16 protein-coding genes are annotated in these 18255 nt (G+C 60.9%); 9 read left to right on the top strand and 7 right to left on the bottom strand.

The window, feature by feature from the left end; all coding sequences use genetic code 11:
* Window positions 1–15: 15 nt before the first annotated feature.
* From AS026_RS35585 to AS026_RS35565, 5 genes are all read right to left on the bottom strand, one after another.
* The gene (locus AS026_RS35585) at window positions 16–879 is read right to left on the bottom strand and encodes a carbohydrate ABC transporter permease (RefSeq protein ID WP_025659762.1); all 864 of its coding nucleotides are present in this window, start codon (window positions 877–879) and stop codon (window positions 16–18) included.
* Window positions 879–1793: a carbohydrate ABC transporter permease gene (locus tag AS026_RS35580; protein WP_018855343.1), complete on the bottom strand. Its 915-nt coding sequence runs from the start codon at window positions 1791–1793 to the stop codon at window positions 879–881. The genes AS026_RS35585 and AS026_RS35580 overlap by 1 nt, the downstream gene beginning before the upstream one ends.
* Before the next feature lie 74 nt (window positions 1794–1867).
* A complete protein-coding gene (locus tag AS026_RS35575) occupies window positions 1868–3106 on the bottom strand; it encodes an ABC transporter substrate-binding protein (protein WP_018855344.1) in 1239 nt (412 codons plus the stop codon).
* Between the two features lie 41 nt (window positions 3107–3147).
* Window positions 3148–4170, bottom strand: a complete 1023-nt coding sequence (locus AS026_RS35570) for a LacI family DNA-binding transcriptional regulator (protein WP_082728674.1) — start codon at window positions 4168–4170, stop codon at window positions 3148–3150.
* A gap of 182 nt (window positions 4171–4352) precedes the next feature.
* On the bottom strand, window positions 4353–5642 hold the full coding sequence (locus AS026_RS35565; protein WP_062375582.1) for an ABC transporter substrate-binding protein: 1290 nt from the start codon (window positions 5640–5642) through the stop codon (window positions 4353–4355).
* A 140-nt stretch (window positions 5643–5782) separates the two neighbouring features.
* On the opposite strand from AS026_RS35565, the gene AS026_RS35560 reads away from it, so the two are divergent.
* Genes AS026_RS35560 through AS026_RS35550 form a run of 3 tightly spaced genes read left to right on the top strand, consistent with a single transcriptional unit; the run spans window position 5783 to window position 9680 of the window.
* Entirely contained in the window at window positions 5783–6802 is a 1020-nt protein-coding gene (locus AS026_RS35560; RefSeq protein WP_062375581.1) for a LacI family DNA-binding transcriptional regulator, read from the top strand.
* Window positions 6803–6816: 14 nt separating this feature from the next.
* Window positions 6817–8673 (top strand): DUF2264 domain-containing protein, encoded by a 1857-nt coding sequence (locus AS026_RS35555; RefSeq protein WP_062375578.1) that lies wholly within the window; start codon window positions 6817–6819, stop codon window positions 8671–8673.
* Window positions 8670–9680 carry a hydroxyacid dehydrogenase gene (locus AS026_RS35550; RefSeq protein WP_062375576.1) on the top strand — a complete coding sequence of 337 codons (1011 nt, stop codon included), beginning with the start codon at window positions 8670–8672 and terminating at the stop codon, window positions 9678–9680. Before AS026_RS35555 ends, AS026_RS35550 begins: the two co-directional genes overlap by 4 nt.
* Here the strand turns inward: AS026_RS35550 and AS026_RS35545 are convergent.
* Complete coding sequence (locus tag AS026_RS35545) at window positions 9677–10951, bottom strand: Gfo/Idh/MocA family protein (protein WP_018855350.1); 1275 nt, start codon at window positions 10949–10951, stop codon at window positions 9677–9679. The two genes, AS026_RS35550 and AS026_RS35545, sit on opposite strands and share 4 nt — an antisense overlap.
* Before the next feature lie 158 nt (window positions 10952–11109).
* On the bottom strand, window positions 11110–11787 hold the full coding sequence (locus AS026_RS35540) for a TetR/AcrR family transcriptional regulator (protein ID WP_062375566.1): 678 nt from the start codon (window positions 11785–11787) through the stop codon (window positions 11110–11112).
* Window positions 11788–11987: 200 nt separating this feature from the next.
* Between AS026_RS35540 and AS026_RS35535 the strand changes: the two genes are divergently transcribed.
* The 6 genes from AS026_RS35535 (at window position 11988) to AS026_RS35510 (ending at window position 18254) form a co-directional block, all read left to right on the top strand.
* Window positions 11988–13274, top strand: coding sequence for an ABC transporter substrate-binding protein (locus AS026_RS35535; protein ID WP_025659755.1), 1287 nt, complete (start codon window positions 11988–11990; stop codon window positions 13272–13274).
* Between the two features lie 5 nt (window positions 13275–13279).
* Window positions 13280–14236 carry a carbohydrate ABC transporter permease gene (locus AS026_RS35530; RefSeq protein ID WP_025659754.1) on the top strand — a complete coding sequence of 319 codons (957 nt, stop codon included), beginning with the start codon at window positions 13280–13282 and terminating at the stop codon, window positions 14234–14236.
* Window positions 14229–15113: a carbohydrate ABC transporter permease gene (locus AS026_RS35525; RefSeq protein ID WP_018855354.1), complete on the top strand. Its 885-nt coding sequence runs from the start codon at window positions 14229–14231 to the stop codon at window positions 15111–15113. Before AS026_RS35530 ends, AS026_RS35525 begins: the two co-directional genes overlap by 8 nt.
* 21 nt (window positions 15114–15134) lie before the next feature.
* A complete protein-coding gene (locus AS026_RS35520) occupies window positions 15135–16208 on the top strand; it encodes a Gfo/Idh/MocA family protein (RefSeq protein WP_062375564.1) in 1074 nt (357 codons plus the stop codon).
* A 24-nt stretch (window positions 16209–16232) separates the two neighbouring features.
* A complete protein-coding gene (locus AS026_RS35515; RefSeq protein WP_025659752.1) occupies window positions 16233–17312 on the top strand; it encodes an ABC transporter ATP-binding protein in 1080 nt (359 codons plus the stop codon).
* 66 nt (window positions 17313–17378) lie between these two features.
* Window positions 17379–18254: a choline/ethanolamine kinase family protein gene (locus AS026_RS35510; RefSeq protein WP_062375563.1), complete on the top strand. Its 876-nt coding sequence runs from the start codon at window positions 17379–17381 to the stop codon at window positions 18252–18254.
* The last annotated feature ends 1 nt before the right edge of the window (window position 18255 follow it).

Genomic DNA, 18255 nt, shown 5'->3' with positions numbered 1-18255 from the left:
ATCTTTCTTCAGAAGTCATTTCACCGCGCCGGCCATCAGCCCGCGCATGTAGTAGCGTTGCAGAAGCAGGAAAACGATGAGGCAGGGGATCGTCATGACGGCGACACCTGCCTGCACGGCGCCCCAGTTGATCGCCCCGAGACGGCCGGCGCGCACCGCCATCATCAGGACGGGCAGCGTGTATTTCTCGTTGCTGGAGAGCAGCACGAGCGCGGCCAGAAATTCGTTCCAGGCATTGAGGAAGGCAAAGATCGCCACGGTCGCGACGCCCGGCAGCACAAGCGGCAGCAGAACCAGCACGAGCATCTTCAGGTCATGGGCGCCGTCGATACGCGCGGCCTCCTCGATCTCCTTCGGCACCGCGTCAAAGGCGTTGCGCATCATGAACACCGAGAACGGCAGCTGCAGCGTCACGTAGACCAGCGTCAGGCCGAAGAGCGAGTTGTTGAGCCCGAGCCTGGCGAGGATGATGAAGAGTGGCGTCAGGATCGACTGGAAGGGGATCATCAGCGTCGCGATGATCAGGATGAAGAAGACATTCTTCATCGGAAAGCGATAGCGCGAGAAACCGTAACCGGCGAGCAGGCTGATCACCACGGTCAGCACCACGGTCGCAACCGACACGATGAGCGAATTGAGCGTGTGCTGCCAGATGCCGGCACCGAAACTGTCGAGCGAGCGATAGGAATCGAAGCTGATACCGTTCGTCGGCCATGGCGGCAGCGGTGGCAGCCGCGCCTCCGTGCCATGCCGGAGTGAGGCCAGCAGTGTGATGACAAAGGGAGCGAGAAAGAAGATGGTAATGGCAATACCGGTGCCGTGATAGGCGGCCTGCCCGCGGATTACACGGCTTTTCTTGCGACCGGTGACGAGGCTCATCAGCGCTCCTCCCCGACACGCAGCAGCCAAAGCTGCACGACACTGATGACCACGAGAATGGCCAGAAGCGCAATCGACAGCGCCGCGCCGTACCCGAGATTGAAGGACACGAAGGACTGGTTGAAGATATAGTAGACGACAGAGATCATTCGGTTTTGCGGCCCGCCTGAGGTCATGATGTAGAACTGATCGAAGGCGAGGATCGAGCCGGTCACGGAGATGATCAGCGCGAGCGCGATCGTCCTGCGCATCAACGGCAGCGTCAGAAAGCGGAAGCGCTGCCACCAATTGGCGCCATCGACGACGGCCGCCTCCGTCAGATCGGTCGGGATCGCCTGCAGCCCGGTCAGCAGGATGATCATTGTAAAGCCGGCTATCTTCCACACGACCATGACGCAGATCGTCAGGAATGCGCTGTCGAAGGTGGCAAGCAGATTGGGGCTCTTCTCGACAAGTCCGAGCGCCTTCAAGGCAGGACCGATGAAACCGCTGTCAACATTGGCCAGCCACACCCAAAGCAGCGATGCAGAGGCCAGACCGACGACGACGGGCAGGAAGATGACGGTGCGATAGGTGCTGACGAAGGCCCGCTGTCGCTCGACGAAAAGAGCAAGCGGAAAGGCGACCGCGAAGATAAGGATCGTCACGATGACCGTATAGTAGGCGGTGAAGTTCAGCGCCGCGACGAAGCGGCCGTCATTGAACATGCGGAAGTAGTTGTTGAAGCCGATCCACCGCTGGGCGCCCATCAGCGGCCAGTTGTGAAGGCTCATCCAGGCGGTAAATCCGACCGGCAGCACGAAGAACATGATCACCAGAAGCATCGCCGGAGCGATATAGAGGAGGCCCGTCCATTCCGGTCGTGGGGCACGTCTGCGCACGCATGCTGTCTGCTTTCGACCCGTCACGGTCATCGAAACACTCCGCATCATTCCTAGTAAAATCGGCCGGAGGACTGCCACACCCTCCGGCCACGGCCTCTGGGAGATTATTGGCCGCTGTCGATGATCGACTGCATCTCCGACTGTGCATTCTTGAAGGCGCCGTCGACGTCGTCACCGAAGATGGCCGCATTGGTAAAGGTCGCCCAGGGACCATTGGCGCTGTTGATCAGATCGTTGAACTGCAGCGTGTAGGGTGTCTTGGCGACCGAGATGGCCTTCAGGCCGACCTGCAACCTCGGATCGAGGCCCTCGAGCACCTTGTCGGCGATATCACCACGGGTCGGCAGGCTGCCGTACTTCGCCATGATCTTCTGGCCGTCCATCGAATAGATATATTCGAGGAATTCCTTCACGGCGTCGATCTTCTTGGTGCCCTTGGTGATGACGAAGTTGTCACCGCCGGCAAAGGAGGACGGATTGCCGTCAACGCCCGGGATGAGCGTCACGCCGAAGTTGATGTCGGGATGCTCGGTCACCAGCGTGCCGATCGCGAAGGCGCCAAGGCTCTGCTGGCCAATCTTGCCGTTGGTGAAGCTCAGGAAGTTGGCACCGTTGTCGCTGGCCGCACTTGCCGGGACGAGGTCCTTCTTCACCATGTCGCGATAATAATCGACCGCCTTGCGCATCTGCGGGGTGTCGAGCGTCGCCGTCTTGCCGTCGGCCGACAGGATATCGGCACCTGCACCCCAGGTGAGCGGCGTGAACGTGAAGATCATGCAGCCGCCGCAGCCGCCGCCGGAGAAATAGAAACCGTAGGTATCGTCACCGACCCTGCGGATCTTCTCGGCGTTAGCGGTGATTTCCTCCCAGGTCGCGGGCGCCTTTTCAGGATCAAGTCCCGCCTTCTTGTAGAGGTCCTTGTTCCAGGCGAAGACCGAGGTTTCGACCGACAGCGGCAGGCCGTAGACGCGGTCCTGATAGGTGCCGAGGCGGACGTGCGACGGCGACAGCGAATTGAAGTAAGGCAGCTTCTTTGCCCAGTCTGTCAGGTCTTCCAACTGTCCCGCAGCAGCAAAGGCCGGGTTATAGATGAGGTCCATCGACAACGCATCCGGCGCCTGGCCGCCAGCGATGGCGGTGGCGTATTTCTGGACAAGCTCCGAGAACGGCACCTCGGTCGCGACGACCTGGTTCTCGTGGCTGGAGTTGTAGGCTTCGACAACCTTTTTGAAGGATTCGCCGATACCGGAACGAACCCACATTTCGACTTTCTCGGCGGCCGATGCTCCGGACACCAGGCATAGGGTGGCAACGCTTGTCGCAGCCAACAGACGCTTAATCATGGCACTCCTCCCAAATTGGCGCACTCCTCCGCGCCGGTTCCTCATCTCCTGGGGCTTTGGGCCCCGCATGACTGCCGCACCACGAGGCGGCACGGCAATTTCCTGACGCCCGGCTCCACTGGGCGTCCCTCGGCCAGCGCCAGAATCGTCAATCCGGCCTGGCGCCCCAGCTCCTTCAACTCCATGTCGACGGAAGTGAGCGGTGGCCGCGTCTGGCCGGCGACAATCTCCCAATTGTCGAATCCGACTACGGAAACATCTTCCGGCACCCGAATACCGCGCTCGCGCAGCGCATCGACAGCACCACGCGCGATCTGATCGTTTCCGCAGAAGATCGCGTCCGGCTTTTCGTCCTGACGGCTCCATATCTGCGCGACGGCCTCGTGGCCCCAGGCTTCCGCCCACCGGCCGAACATGACGACCCCCTCCCCGCCGATAACATTGCGGTAGGCACCCGCGCGCTCACGAACCGAGAAGAAATCCTCCGGCCCCGTGATATGCGCGATCCGTCGACGGCCCATCTTCACCAGCCACTCCACCGCCAATCGCGCACCCTGCGCGTCGTCGGAGCGGAAGGTGACGCTCGTCGGCGTCCCTTCGGTGAAGGCGTAGACCACGGGGACATGCAGGTTCGACAGATCGACCGGAAGCTGCCGGTCCAATCGCTTGCCGGTGGCGATAATGCCATCCACCTGCTTTTCCAGCATGGCATCGACATGGGTCTGACCGAGCGCCGGATCGTCTTCGATGGCGCAGAGAAAAACCGAAACGCCGTGATCGACGAGCGCTTCGGAAATACCGGCCATGACCGGCAGCGTGAAGCGGCCGTAGGTATCGTTGGTCAGCAGCCCGATAGTGAAACTGCGCTTGCTCAAGAGGCCCCGGGCGAGCGCATTCGGGCGGAAACCGACCTCGCCGGCAATGCGCTTTACCCGCTCCCGGGTTTCGACGCTCATCCGACCGGTTTCGTTCAGCGCCTTCGAGGCGGTGGAAATACTGACCCCCGCCGCCGCCGCGACGTCGTGGATGGTAATCCGGCCTCTTTTTCCTCCCGCGACGTTCACCGCGCTTCTCCCCATTTGCAGATGAGAAAAGCTTTTCCCAACCGAAGCGTCAAGTGAGAAAAGGTTTTCTCAAGCAAAAATCATACAATTGCCATCAGAGCCTCAGGAGCGGCCGGGAATAAAGAAAATCGCGGCAGACCAATGCCCGCCGCGATCCAAAGCTTGAGCGATGTGGGTTTCGATCAGCCTTTGATCGTCTCCTTGCCTTCTTCCAGCAGACGGGCGGCCGCTTCGGCAGGCGTCGTCCGCTCGAATGCAAGCTCATCGGCAATCGGGCGGAAGACGCGCTGGTCGAATTGCGTCGAACCGAGCGGCGCAGGAGCAGGGTACTCGCCCACCTGATCCTTCAGCAGGTTTACATACTGCACGGTAGCCTGTTCGGCTGGATTGAGTTGCGGAAGAATCGCTTCGCGCACGGTAGGCGACATAGGCACGCCGCGCTCCACGCCAAGGATCTTGCCGGCCTTGACGTCATTGACGAAGAAATCGATGAACTTGGCGGCAGCCTCACCGTTCTTCGTGGCTCCGCCGACGCTCCAGATCAACGCCGGGCGATAGTAGTGGCCGGAAGGACCACCCTTCTTTTCGCGCGGCAGGAGCGTGATCGCGAGCTTGTTCTTGGAAATCAACTGGTAGCCGACGAGCTGATTGGAATAGGCCATGCCCATTGCCGACTTGCCGAGCGCGAGTGCGTTCGTGTCGATGGTGTTCTGGTCGAGCGTCTGGACATCGGCAGCGACCGTGCCGCCCTTCTTGCGCAGGTCTTCCCAGAACGTGTACCACGCCGTTGCATCGTCGGCATTGAAGCCGAGCTTGCCGTCGGCATAGAGGCTCTTGCCGCGCTGGCGCAGCCAGGCATCGAAGACGTAGGTGTAGCGCGCGCCATAAGGGCCGCCCCAGTAATTGTTCTTGCCGCCGGCCTTCGTCAGCTCGACTGCGATCTTGGCGTACTCGTCCCAGGTCAAATCCGCCGTCGGTACCGGAATGCCTGCCTTTTCAAAGGCCGTCTGGTCGAAGAACAGCGCGAAGGAGTTGAGGCCGAGGCCGATGCCGTAGAGCTTGCCGTCGACCGTCGTCAGCTTCAACATATCCTTGCCGAACGAGTCGACCTTCAGCGTCGAAGGCACGAATTCGTCGAGCGGCAGGCATGCGCCGCGTTTCGAATAGTCGGAGATCGTGCTCGGTTCGAGCTGGAAGACGTCGGGCACGGCGCGGCCGGCCATCTGGGTGGCGAGCTTTGTCCAGTAGCCGTTGCCGTCAAGCGATTCGCCAACGATCGATACGCCGGGGTTCTCGCTTTCATAGAGCCTGGCGACATCAAGCGTGCGTTTGGCGCGATCGTTCGATCCCCACCACATGGCGCGCAGCTTGGCATCTTCCGCAAAGGCCGGAATTGAGCTTGTGGCACCAAAGGCCAGCCCGGCAGCGACGCCTGCCGAACCCATCAGAAATGAACGGCGATTGACCTGCATGTTTCATCCTCCTCTTTCATTGCCCCGCCATCCTCCAACAGCTCTACGGGCTTATGCGGCGTAGATTACGCAAAAAATTCATCAATGCAACAAATTATCTTTTGCTTGCAAATTTGCATTATTTGCATAAACTTCGCCGTATGAACGAGATCAAGACCAAGAGACTGCGACAGGCCGACATTGCCACCATGGCGGGGGTTTCCGTATCCACCGTTTCCCGCGTGCTCGCCAATGAGCCCGGCATCAGCGAAAGCGTCCGCCAGCACATTCTCAAGGTGGCGGCCGAAAACGGCTACTCAGCGCGCACCGCAACCGGCGCGCTTCGTGGCACCCTCGCCCTGATTGCGAGCGACGGGGTGACGGGCGGGCTTAGCGTCTTCTACGAAGGGATCGTCGAAGGCTTGCGCGCCGGGGCGCTCGATGCCGGTGTCCCCTTCGAGGTGCGGCTGATCCGCGAGAACAGGGCCACGCCTGATGGGGTCCACGAGTACATGCAGACGGCCGGCGCCGGCGGCTTGTTCCTGGTCGGGATCGATCCAAGCGCCGAGTTGCGCGCCTGGTTAGAGGACGCGGCAATCCCGACGGTGCTGGTCAATGGCACCGATCCGAAGCTCAGGCTCGACGGCGCGTCACCCTCCAACTTCTTCGGCGCATATGAAGCGACGACCCGACTGCTGGATGCCGGCCACCGCAAGATCCTGCATCTGACGGGATCGCATCGAAACACCATCCGCGAGCGTGTGCGCGGCTTCAAGGCCGCGATCACCGACGCGGACGGTGCGGAAGGGCGCCTTGTGTCGATGAGCTTCCAGGGCAGCGCAATTCATGAGGCGCACGAACTGACGTCCGCAGTACTCGCGGAGAAGGCCGGCTTTACCGCCGCCTTCTGCATGAACGACTTCATCGCCGTCGGCGTTCTCGAAGCCGTCACCGAAGCCGGGCTTCGGGTGCCGGAGGATTTCGCCATCGTCGGCTTCGACGATCTTCCCTGCGCGCTGATGACCAACCCGCCGCTATCGACCATGCGTGTCGATCGCGTGGCGCTTGGCCGGGAGGCGGTCAGTCTCATGGTGGCGCGATTCAGGGACCGCAACGCCCCCGCCCGCCAGATTTGCCATGCCGTCGTCCCGATTGCCGGCGGCACCGTTCCGAACCCCTGACATGAGCAATGCCGATGACCTATGATCCTGCCAGTTCAAATCCGCTTGCCAACAATCCGCTGAAGACGCGCGAGGACATGTCGCGCGCGCTTCGCGACCTCTTCGATCCGCTGCTCCCCTATTTCTCGGCCGGCAATGCCCGCGTCCGCCTTGACGGCGCAGCTGCGCATTTCGACCGCGCAGCAGCGGATCTCGAAGGCTTTGCGCGGCCGCTCTGGGGATTGGCGCCGTTTGGCGCCGGTGGCGGCGACTTTGCCGAATGGCATCGTATTGCCGAGGGTATCGCCAACGGTACGGACCCAAAGCATCCGGAATATTGGGGCACGGTCAACGGCCGAGACCAGCGCATGGTCGAGCTTGCGGCGCTCGGATTTGCCTTAGCGCTTGTGCCGGAGAAGGTCTGGGAGCCGCTTGGCGGCCGGGCGCGCGACAACGTGGTCGCCTATCTCAAGCATGCCCGGCAATTCGACTACGCCGATAACAACTGGAAATTCTTCCGCATCTTCGTCGACATCGCGCTCGACTGCGTCGGCGCCAATTTCGACCGGAGCCTGACCAAGCAATATCTCGAGGAGCTTGAGGGCTTCTATCTCGGCGACGGCTGGTACCGCGACGGCAATGTTCGCCGGATCGACCATTACATTCCGTTCGCCATGCACTTCTATGGGCTGATCTATTCCAAGCTCGTCGATGACGACTACGCACAGCGTTACCGCGAACGCGCCCTCCTCTTTGCAAACGACTTCAAGCATTGGTTCGGCTCGGATGGCGCGACGATTCCCTTCGGCCGCAGCCTGACTTACCGTTTCGCCTGCGCCGGCTTCTGGTCGGCCCTCGCCTTCGCCAATCTTGAAGCGCTGCCCTGGGGCGAAATCAAGAGCCTTTGCCTGCAGCACCTGCGCTGGTGGAAGGACAAGCCGATGACCAACCGCGACGGCATTCTGTCGATCGGCTTCGGCTATCCCAACCTGCTGATGTCGGAAAATTACAATTCGGCTGGTTCGCCCTACTGGGCGTTCAAGGCGTTCCTGCCGCTGGCCCTGTCCGAAGATCACCCTTTCTGGACGGCTGAGGAAACGCGGCCTTCGGAAACTTTAAGCGTCCTGCCGCAACGCCATCCCGGTATGGTGCTCATGCGCAATGGCGGCGACGTCGTCGCGCTGTCCTCTGGCCAGGAGAACCTGCAGATGCGGTTCGGCACGGAGAAATACGCGAAGTTCGCCTATTCCAGCCGCTACGGTTTCAGCGTCGAATCCGACGAGCGCAACTTCGCCGGCGCGGCCTTCGATTCCGCCCTCGCCTTCAGTGATGATGGCCTGCACTACCGCGTTCGCGAGACCAACCGCGAAGCCAAGCTTGCGGGTGATGTTCTTTATTCCAAGTGGTCGCCATTCCGGGATGTGGATGTCGAAACCTGGCTGGTGCCGGCGGCGCCGTGGCACATCCGCGTCCACCGCATCAACACACCCCGGCCGCTGCAGACGGCGGAGGGTGGCTTTGCGATCGCACGCCGGGATTTCGAGCTCGATACGCTGGTCGCGAATGGCTCAAGCGCCTATGCGATCGGCGAAGCCGATTTCAGCGGGATCACCGATATCGGCTCCCTGACGCCGCGCGCCGGTCTCACGCAGAAGGCTCCGCCGAATACCAACATGATCGTTGCGAAAACGCTGGTGCCGCAACTGCGTGGTGAAATTCCGGCAGGCCAAACGATCCTGATGACCGCCGTCCTTGCCGCCAACGACGCGGGCACCGTAACCGGCGCTTGGACCACTCCCCCAAAGGCTCCTGACGTTGCGGAGCTTGAAGCGCTTGTTGCGAGCGCGGGCATAAGGGTCAGCGCCATCGAGGCGCCGGGGCAGATGCCATGAGGCGCCCCTCCATCGCACTTGCGATGCAGCCTTCGCGAACGGAGCATGTCCTCACCGCGCAGGCCCTGCACCGGCTTGCCGAGATCGGCCAACTTCTCGATCCTCAACCGCTCCGGAGTTTTAGCGACGATCGCGCCCGGCGCATTCTCGCCGAGACTGACATTCTCATCACGGGTTGGGGATCGCCCTATGTCGGGCGCGAGGTAGTTGCGGCGGCCCCACGGCTGCGGCTGATCGCCCATGCGGCCGGAACAGTTAAGGGAATTGTCGACGAGCAGATCTTCGATGCCGGCATAGCCGTGACGCACGCCGCCGAGGCAAATTCGGTTCCCGTTGCGGAGTTCACGCTTGCGGCAATCATCTTCGCCGGCAAGCAGGTATTTCGCTTCCGCGACCTCTATCTGGCGGATCGCAATCGCGACCGGACGCACCCGATGCAACGGTTGGCGATCGGCAACTATCATCGCACGGTCGGCATCATCGGCGCCTCACGCATCGGCCGACGAGTGATCGAGCTCTTGCGACCGTTCGAATATCGCGTCCTTCTTTTCGACCCCACCGTCGATGCGATCGAGGCAATCAGCCTCGGAACCGAGAAGGCAGATCTGCCGACACTGATGACGCAGTCCGACATCGTCTCCGTGCACGCACCGTCGCTGCCATCGACGCGCCATATGATCGGAGCCCGGGAGCTGTCGCTGATGAAAGAAGGAGCGACGCTGATCAATACGGCGCGTGGCGCCTTGATCGACGAAGCCGCGCTGCTGGAGACGCTCAGCACCGGGCGGATCGACGCGATCATCGACGTAACGGATCCTGAAGTCCCGGAGACGGCATCGGCCTTCTATGACCTGCCGAATGTGTTCCTGACGCCGCATATCGCCGGCGCGGTAGGGCTGGAGCGCGGGCGGCTCGGGGATATGGCAGTCGATGAAATAGAGCGGTTCACCAAAGGCGAACCGCTCCTCTATCAGATCCTGCGTCGCGACCTCGCCCTGATTGCTTAGCCGGCTTTCAGATTCGTCGAAGCGCCGCCCGCGACGATCTCAGGCATCAGGTCGGCGATCTTGACAACCTTGCCGCTGCGCGAGCTGGTCAGAGCGGCAATGCCGCACAGCACGGACATGGCGCCGGCGCGCGTCCCGGCACGCTGACCAAGCTTGTCTTCCATGCCCTGCTTGAAGATCATGTTGCGCATCCGGTCGTCGCCGCCGTAGTGGCCGCCCGAAGAATGCGGCACGACGATGCGTTCGACGGCCGGCTTGTCCTTCGGGAAATTGCGGACGAGCAGGATCGTGTCCTCGTCAGGCGTCTCCCATGGCTGCTTCTCGTATTGCCTGAGTTCGATACGCCCATGCGTGCCGTTGAAGGCGATGTGGTGGCCTTCGATCGGCTGGAAGGTGTTCAGCGAATAGGAAACGTGGACGTCGTTCTTGTAGCGGATGCTGACGACCATGGTGTCGGGGATGTCGATATCCTCGCGATAGACGCAGCCGTCTCGGAAGTAGCCGTCAATCTTCGACGGATCCTCGTAGAGCGTGTCGAGGAAGGGATCGGCCTCGAGGTCGAGGAAGTAGTCGCACTCACCCGAATGCGGACAGAGCTTGCAGCGTGGACCACGGAAGGGGCCCTTGCGCCCGTAGTTCTGCAGGTCGGCAAAGGAGGTGACGGCATCCGGATCGCTATCCAGATACCAGTTCAAAAGGTCGAAGTGGTGGGTCGCCTTGTGCACGAAGAGGCTGCCGGAATTTTCCGTGTAGGCGTGCCAGCGGCGGAAGTAGTCCGCACCGTGCTTGGTGTCGAGGTACCAGTGGAAGTCGACCGAAGTGACGCGGCCGATCTCGCCGGCGTTCAGCAGTTCCTTGATCCTGGCGGCCGTCGGCGAATAGCGATAATTGAACGAGACATCCACCCGCTTGCCGCTGCGCTTCTCCGCATCGAGGATACGGCGGATTTTGTCGACCGCTGTGGTCATCGGCTTTTCGGTTATGACGTCGATGCCCGCTTCCAGCGCGCGCACGACGATATCGTCATGCGTATAGTCGGGCGTGCAGACGATGACGAGATCGACCTGCTGCTCGGCGAGCATGGCATCGATGTTTTCGTAGATCGGCGCATTGCTGCCGATCATCGTGCGGGCTCGCTCGGCCCGCAGCGAGTTGGTATCCACGATCGCGACGAGATCCACATGCTCGCGCCAGCCGGCAAGCAGTTCCTTGCCCCACATGGTCGTGCCGCGGTTTCCCGTTCCAATCAAGGCAAAGCGACGTTTCTCCATCGAATGATCCTCCTCATGCGTATGAAACGAACAGCGTCCTGACGCCTGGCCGACAAAAACCGCGCCCCCTACTCGCGGCTCATGGCAAGGCTGTAACTAAACGGTTACCTGACGGCAGAGATGGTTTCCTGTCAATAGCCGATCTCGAATTTCGCGGATCAGGAAGAAATCGATGCGAGGGTCACGTGGACGATGTGGCGTTCCCAGGCATCGAGATTGCCGGGCTCGACCAGGTCGCGGCCGAAAATCGTCGAAAGCGTGTACTGATTGGACAGGTAGAAATATCCGAGCGAGGCAATCGTCAGATAGACATTGAGCGGATCGGCGTTTGCGATGAAGACACCGGCCTTCTTGCCGCGCTCCAGCACGTCGGAGAGCTCTCCAATCAGATGCGAATGCAGCTCCTTGAGCCGGACGGATTGGCGCAGCCAGCGCGCGCGGTGAAGGTTCTCGGTCCCGAGCAGGCTGAGGAATTCGGGATGCTTCAGAAAATACCGCCAGGTAAACAGCGCCAGTTCGCCAATGCCTTCCTGCGGCGTCCGGTCGCCGATATGCAGCTCGCGCTCGGCGGTGCGGATACCAACATAGGCCTCCTCGAGCACCCTGAGATACAGCTGCTCCTTGTCGCCAAAGTAATGGTAGAGCATCCGCTTGTTTGTCCCGGCACGCTCGGCGATGGCATCGACACGAGCCCCGCCCATGCCGTTCTCGGCGAATTCCTTGGTCGCGGCCTCGAGGATTGCTGCACGAGTCCGTTCCGGATCGCGTTGCAGTACACGCTCGGGCGATTGCCGCCTTACTCTCTTCTTTTCCCCATTTCCGCCGGCGCCTTCCATCGGTTCACCTTTCTAATTTCCCCATTGCGCTCATAATACGTTGAGAACAGATTGTAAAAACGAGAAGCGAGAGGAGGGCTATCACATCAGCGCTTGACAGCCTCAACGCTTCTCCATAGCTTGTAACCAATTAGTTATTTGTTGCAAGAGAAACCAGCAAGGAGCGTGTGGAGGCGCTCCCCAAGGGAGGAGGAGAACAGATGACACTACGCGTAAGCAGACGTAACTTCATGGCGGGGGGAGCAACGCTTCTTTCACTGTCCGCACTCGGATCCAAGGCTTTTGCCGCCGACACCCGCTTGCGGCTTCTATGGTGGGGTTCGCAGCCCCGCGCCGACCGCACCAACAAGGTCTCGCAACTCTATCAGACAAAGAATGCGGGAACGTCGATCACCGGTGAATTCCTCGGATGGGGCGACTATTGGCCACGCCTGGCGACGCAGGTCGCCGGCCGCAATGCGCCCGACGTCATCCAGATGGACTACCGCTATATCGTTGAATATGCACGGCGCGGCGCGCTCGCCCCGCTTGAGTCCTACATGCCGTCGAAGCTCAATCTTGGCGATTTCGACCCGGCGCAGATCGAGGGCGGCAGCGTTGACGGGCACTTCTACGGCGTCAGCCTCGGCGCCAACGCCGCAGCGACGGTTCTGAACACCACCGCGTTCCAGGAAGCTGGCGTCGATCTGCCGACGCAGGCAACCACCTGGGAAGAGTTTGGCAAGATCGGTGCCGAGATTACCAAGGCCGGCAAGCGCAAGGGCTTCTTCGGCTTTGCCGACGGCAGTGGCAACGAACCGCTCCTGGAAAACTATCTCAGACAGCGCGGCAAGGCACTCTACACGGCCGATTCCAAGGTCGCCTTCGGCGCAGAGGACGCTTCTGAATGGTTCGACATGTGGAGCAAGTTCCGCGAAGCGAACGCCTGCGTGCCACCTGATGTCCAGGCGCTCTACAAGGATACGATCGACACTAGCCCGGTCACGCTCGGCAAGGCTGCTGCCGACTACGCGCACAGTAACCAGTTCGTCGGCTTCCAGGCCGTCAGCAAGGACAAGCTGGCGCTGAACAACTATCCGCGCATCAAGTCGGATTCGAAGGGCGGCCACTACCGCAAGCCGTCGATGTTCTTCTCCGTATCCTCGCAGTCGAAGGTGATCGACCAAGCTGTCGACTACGTCAACTTCTTCGTCACCAACCCCGATGCCGCTCTCGCGCTCGACGTCGAACGCGGTATTCCGGAATCGAAGGCGATGCGCGACGTCGTGGCTGCCAAGCTTGATGCAACAGGCAAGATCGCGCTCGACTATGTCAGCGGCCTTGGTGACCTTGCCGGCAAGTTGCCGCCGCCGCCGCCCTCCGGTGCCGGTGAAGGCCAGGTCGTGCTTCGCACGATCGCCGAGCAGATTGCCTTCGGCCAGCTTTCGCCGAGCGACGGTGGCAAGCAGTTGGTCGACGAACTCAGCCGCATTCTCGCCAAAGGCTGACGCGGATGAGTGATGTGATGCGCACGACCGCCCCGGAGGGTATCAAGAGTGAATATGGGGCGGCAGCCCAGGGGCGTTTCAAACGCCTCTGGACCGCCAATGCCCCAGGCTATCTCTTCCTTTTGCCGTGGCTGATCGGCTTCTTCGGGCTGACGCTCGGACCGGCCGTCATCTCGCTCTACCTCTCGTTCACGGATTTCGACATGATCCGGTCGGCCGAGTGGGTGGGCGCGGCAAACTACGTGCGCATCGCAACCGCCGACCCGAAATTTGCCGCAGCGATGCGGGTCACGCTGACTTATGTGGTGCTGTCGGTGCCCTTCAAGCTGACCTTCGCGCTATTGGTCGCAATGGCCCTTAACAAGGGCGTTCGCGGCCTGCCGCTCTACCGCGCGATCTTCTATCTGCCGTCGTTGTTGGGCGGCAGCGTGGCGATCGCCGTCCTCTGGCGGCAGCTGTTTGCCGGCGACGGACTGGTCAATGCCGCACTTGCCCACTTGGGCATCCAGGGACCGAGCTGGATCTCGCATCCGAGCTACTCGCTCTACACGCTCGTGGCACTCAGCGTCTGGCAGTTCGGCTCTCCGATGATCATCTTCCTGGCTGGTCTGCGGCAGATTCCGACCGACATGTATGAGGCGGCCAGCCTCGACGGAGCATCCAAGTTCCGGCAGTTCTACAAGATCACCCTGCCGCTCCTGACGCCTGTCATCTTCTTCAATGCCGTCGTCCAGACGATCGACGCCTTCAAGGCCTTCACGCCGGCCTTCATCATCTCGGGTGGGACGGGCGGGCCGATCAATTCGACGCTGTTCTACACGCTCTATCTCTATCAGGAGGCTTTCGGAAACTTCCGCATGGGCTACGCCTCGGCGCTTGCCTGGATCCTCGTGCTGATCATCGCGATCTTCACTGCCTTCTCCTTCCTGACCTCGCGTTATTGGGTGCACTACGATGACTAACGGGATCACCACTGCTGTCACGGCGCCGCCGTCTGATATCACCAAGCGCAGCTTTCCGACGTCAATCGCGATCCACACGCTGCTGATCCTTGGCTCGCTGCTGATGCTCTATCCGCTGCTGTGGATGGTGTCCGCTTCGGTCCGCCCAGAAAACGAGATCTTCTCGTCTACGTCGCTTATTCCGTCGTCGATCGACTTCTCGTCCTACCTGCGCGGCTGGATCGGGCTCGACATCACTTTCGGCCGCTTCTTCTGGAACTCGCTCGTCATCTCGATTTTGACAGTCATCGGCAATGTCGTTGCCTGCTCGCTGGCAGCCTATGCCTTTGCACGCCTGCGCTTTGCCGGCCGGAACTTCTGGTTTGCGATCATGCTCGGCACGCTGATGATCCCGTATCACGTGACGCTCATTCCGCAGTATGTGCTGTTCCTCAACCTCGGGTGGGTGAACACCATCCTGCCGCTTGTCGTGCCGAAGTTCCTGGCAAGCGATGCCTTCTTCATCTTCCTGATGGTTCAGTTCTTCCGCGGTATCCCGCGCGAGCTCGATGAGGCCGCCATGATGGACGGCTGCAGCGCCTGGCGCATCTATTGGAAGATCATGTTGCCGCTGTCGCTGCCGGTGCTTGCGACCGCCGCGATCTTCTCCTTCATCTGGACCTGGGACGACTTCTTCGGGCCATTGATCTACCTCAACGATATGAACACCTACACGATCCAGCTCGGTCTGCGCACATTCGTCGACTCGACCAGCGCATCGGATTGGGGCGGCCTGTTCGCCATGTCCACGCTGACGCTGGTGCCGGTGTTCTTCTTCTTCCTGTTCTTCCAGCGCCTGCTGATCGAGGGCATCGCCACGACCGGCATGAAGCGCTGATGCAATTGCGGATATAGGTCAATGAGTATCAAGAGAGTTGCGATCGTCGGCTGCGGCATCGGCCGTTCACACATCGTCGAAGGCTACCTGCCGCATCCCGACAAGTTCAAGGTCGTGGCGATCTGCGACCTGAACGAGGAACGCCTGCGGGAAATCGGCGACGAATTCGACATCGCCAAGCGCACGACCTCGTTTGCCGATGTGCTTGATGACGCGAGTGTCGACATCGTCGATATCTGCACTCCGCCCGGCATTCACCTTGAGCAGGTGGTGGCAGCTCTCGCCGCCGGCAAGCACGTCATCTGCGAGAAGCCGCTAACCGGATCGCTTTCCGGCGTCGACACGATCATGGAGGCGGAGAAGACGGCCAAGGGCACGCTGATGCCGATCTTCCAGTATCGCTACGGCGACGGCATCGAGAAGGCGAAGCGGATCATCGAGGCGGGTATCGCGGGCAGGCCTTATCTGGGCTCGGTGGAGACTTTCTGGCGCCGAATGCCCGAATATTACTCCGTGCCCTGGCGCGGCAAATGGGCGACAGAGCTTGGGGGCGTGTTGGTAACCCATGCGCTGCACCTGCACGATATGCTGTTGTATCTGATGGGGCCGGTATCGAAGGTGTTCGGTCGCGTTGCAACTCGCGTCAACGACATCGAGGTCGAGGACTGTGCGTCGGCAAGCCTATTGATGCAGAGCGGCGCCTTCGTATCTCTCTCCTGCACGCTGGGCTCCCAGGAGGAGATCAGCCGTTTGCGGCTGCACTTTGAAAACGTCACCTTCGAAAGCAATCATGAACCTTATTCGCCAGGCAAAGATCCATGGAAGATCATCGCCGCGAATGACGATGTGCAGGCGCGCATCAATGCCATCATCGGTCATTGGCGACCGGTCGCGCCGCGCTTTACAACGCAGATGGAGCATTTCCACGCCTTTCTCAGCGGCAATGGACCGTTGCCGGTGACAACAGGGGACGCGCGCCGCGCGCTGGAACTCGTGACCGCCATCTACCAATCGTCCGATACCGGCAGCGAAGTCATCCTGCCAATCGGATCGGACAGCCCGAAGTACGCCGACTGGCGTGCTCGCACGAAATAATGGACCAGGGAGGATCCTGAGATCATGGCAACAAGCGTCGTTCTCCAGAAGGTCGAGAAGCGGTACGGCTCCCTGGACGTCATTCACGGTATCGACCTGAAGATCGATCCCGGCGAGTTCGCGGTCTTCGTCGGCCCGTCAGGCTGTGGCAAGTCCACCCTGCTGCGCATGATCGCGGGGCTCGAGGAGATTAGCGGCGGCGCACTTCTGCTCGACAACGAGCGGATGAATGAAGTGGCGCCGGCCAAGCGCGGCATCGCGATGGTCTTCCAGTCCTATGCCCTCTATCCCCATATGTCGGTTTACAAGAACCTTGCCTTTGGATTGGAGACTGCTGGCTACAAGAAAGCCGAAATCCAGCCGAAGGTGAAGCGCGCCGCCGAAATCCTGCAGATCGAAAAGCTGTTGGAGCGCAAGCCGAAGGCACTCTCCGGCGGCCAACGCCAGCGCGTGGCGATCGGCCGCGCGATCGTACGCGAGCCGCGCATCTTCCTATTCGACGAACCGCTCTCCAACCTCGACGCGGAACTGCGCGTGCAGATGCGTGTGGAGATTTCCCGGCTGCACCGCAGCCTCGGCAACACGATGATCTACGTCACCCACGATCAGGTGGAAGCCATGACCATGGCCGACAAGATCGTCGTGCTGAACGCTGGCCGCATCGAGCAGGTCGGTGCACCGCTCGATCTCTACAACAATCCGGCCAACCGTTTCGTGGCAGGCTTTATCGGCAGCCCGAAGATGAACTTCCTGCAGGCGCGCGTCGAGCAGGTCGGCGAAGCCGAGACGACCATCAACGTCTGCGGCAATTCCGTTCGCCTGCCGCGCAGGCTCAAGGCCGAGGCCGGACAAACCGTCACTTTCGGCATCCGCCCGGAGCATCTCTCCGTGCTTGAAAACAGCGGTATCACGCTCGCGACCGTCAACGTGGATCTTGTCGAGAACCTCGGCGGCGCGACGATGCTCTATGCAACGACGCCGGATGGGCAGCAACTGACGATCGCGCTCGACGGGCAGCAGAAGGTCGAACGGGGGACGAACGTGAAGGCCTCGTTCGACCCGGCGCGGTGTCACGTCTTCGACGCCTCGGGTGCTACCATCTAGCACGCTTGACAGCCGATCCCGCTCTGGCCATGATTTCAATAGGATAGGCCGCGAGGGGAGACTAGCGTGACGCCTGAAGATCGGATCTATGCACTCGGCATCTGGCAGGGTCCGATCGAGATTGAGCCTATCACCGGCGGCATCACCAACCGGAATTATCTGGTGCGGGATCGCGCGGTTTGCCGTGTCGTTCGGCTCGGAGAAGACATTCCCGTTCATCACATCAGCCGGCAAAACGAGCTTGCCGCCAGCCACGCCGCACACGCAGCCGGGCTTTCGCCGGCCGTAATCCATCATCAGCCCGGCGTACTGGTCCTTGATTTCATCGAAGCCAGGGCGCTGACACCCGACGACATAAAGAATCCCGCAATGCTCAAGCGCGTGGTGCCGCTCGTGCACGCTTGTCATCGGGAGATCGCCCGACACTTCCGCGGCCCCGCCGCAATCTTCTGGGTGTTTCACGTCATTCGAGACTATGCGGCGCATCTCGCTGCCACCGGCAGCACCTATGTTGCGCGCCTGCCAGCCGTGCTTGAAAAAGCGGAGCGGCTCGAGAAGGCGGCCGGTCCCTTTGACATAGCCTTCGGCCACAACGATCTACTTGCGGCAAACTTCCTCGATGACGGCAAGCGCCTCTGGCTGATCGATTGGGACTATGCCGGCTTCAATACACCGCTCTTCGATCTCGGGGGGCTCGCCTCCAACAACCAGCTTGGCGAGGAGGACGAACACCAAATGCTGGAGATCTACTTCGGTCAGGCAGTGACGAGCGATCTCTGGTACCGCTACTCGGCGATGAAATGCGCTTCGCTGCTGCGTGAGACGCTGTGGAGCATGGTCTCCGAGATCCATTCCACCATCGATTTCGACTATGCCGGCTATACGGCCGAGAATCTTGCGCGCTTCGAGCGCGCCTACGACCTTTTTGAACAGGACCGATAAT

The organism is Rhizobium altiplani, assembly GCF_001542405.1.
In the GTDB taxonomy this organism is placed as follows: domain Bacteria; phylum Pseudomonadota; class Alphaproteobacteria; order Rhizobiales; family Rhizobiaceae; genus Rhizobium; species Rhizobium altiplani.
The sequence above is the reverse complement of the archived record's forward strand: the minus strand, read 5'-3'. Positions and strand labels throughout refer to the sequence as shown.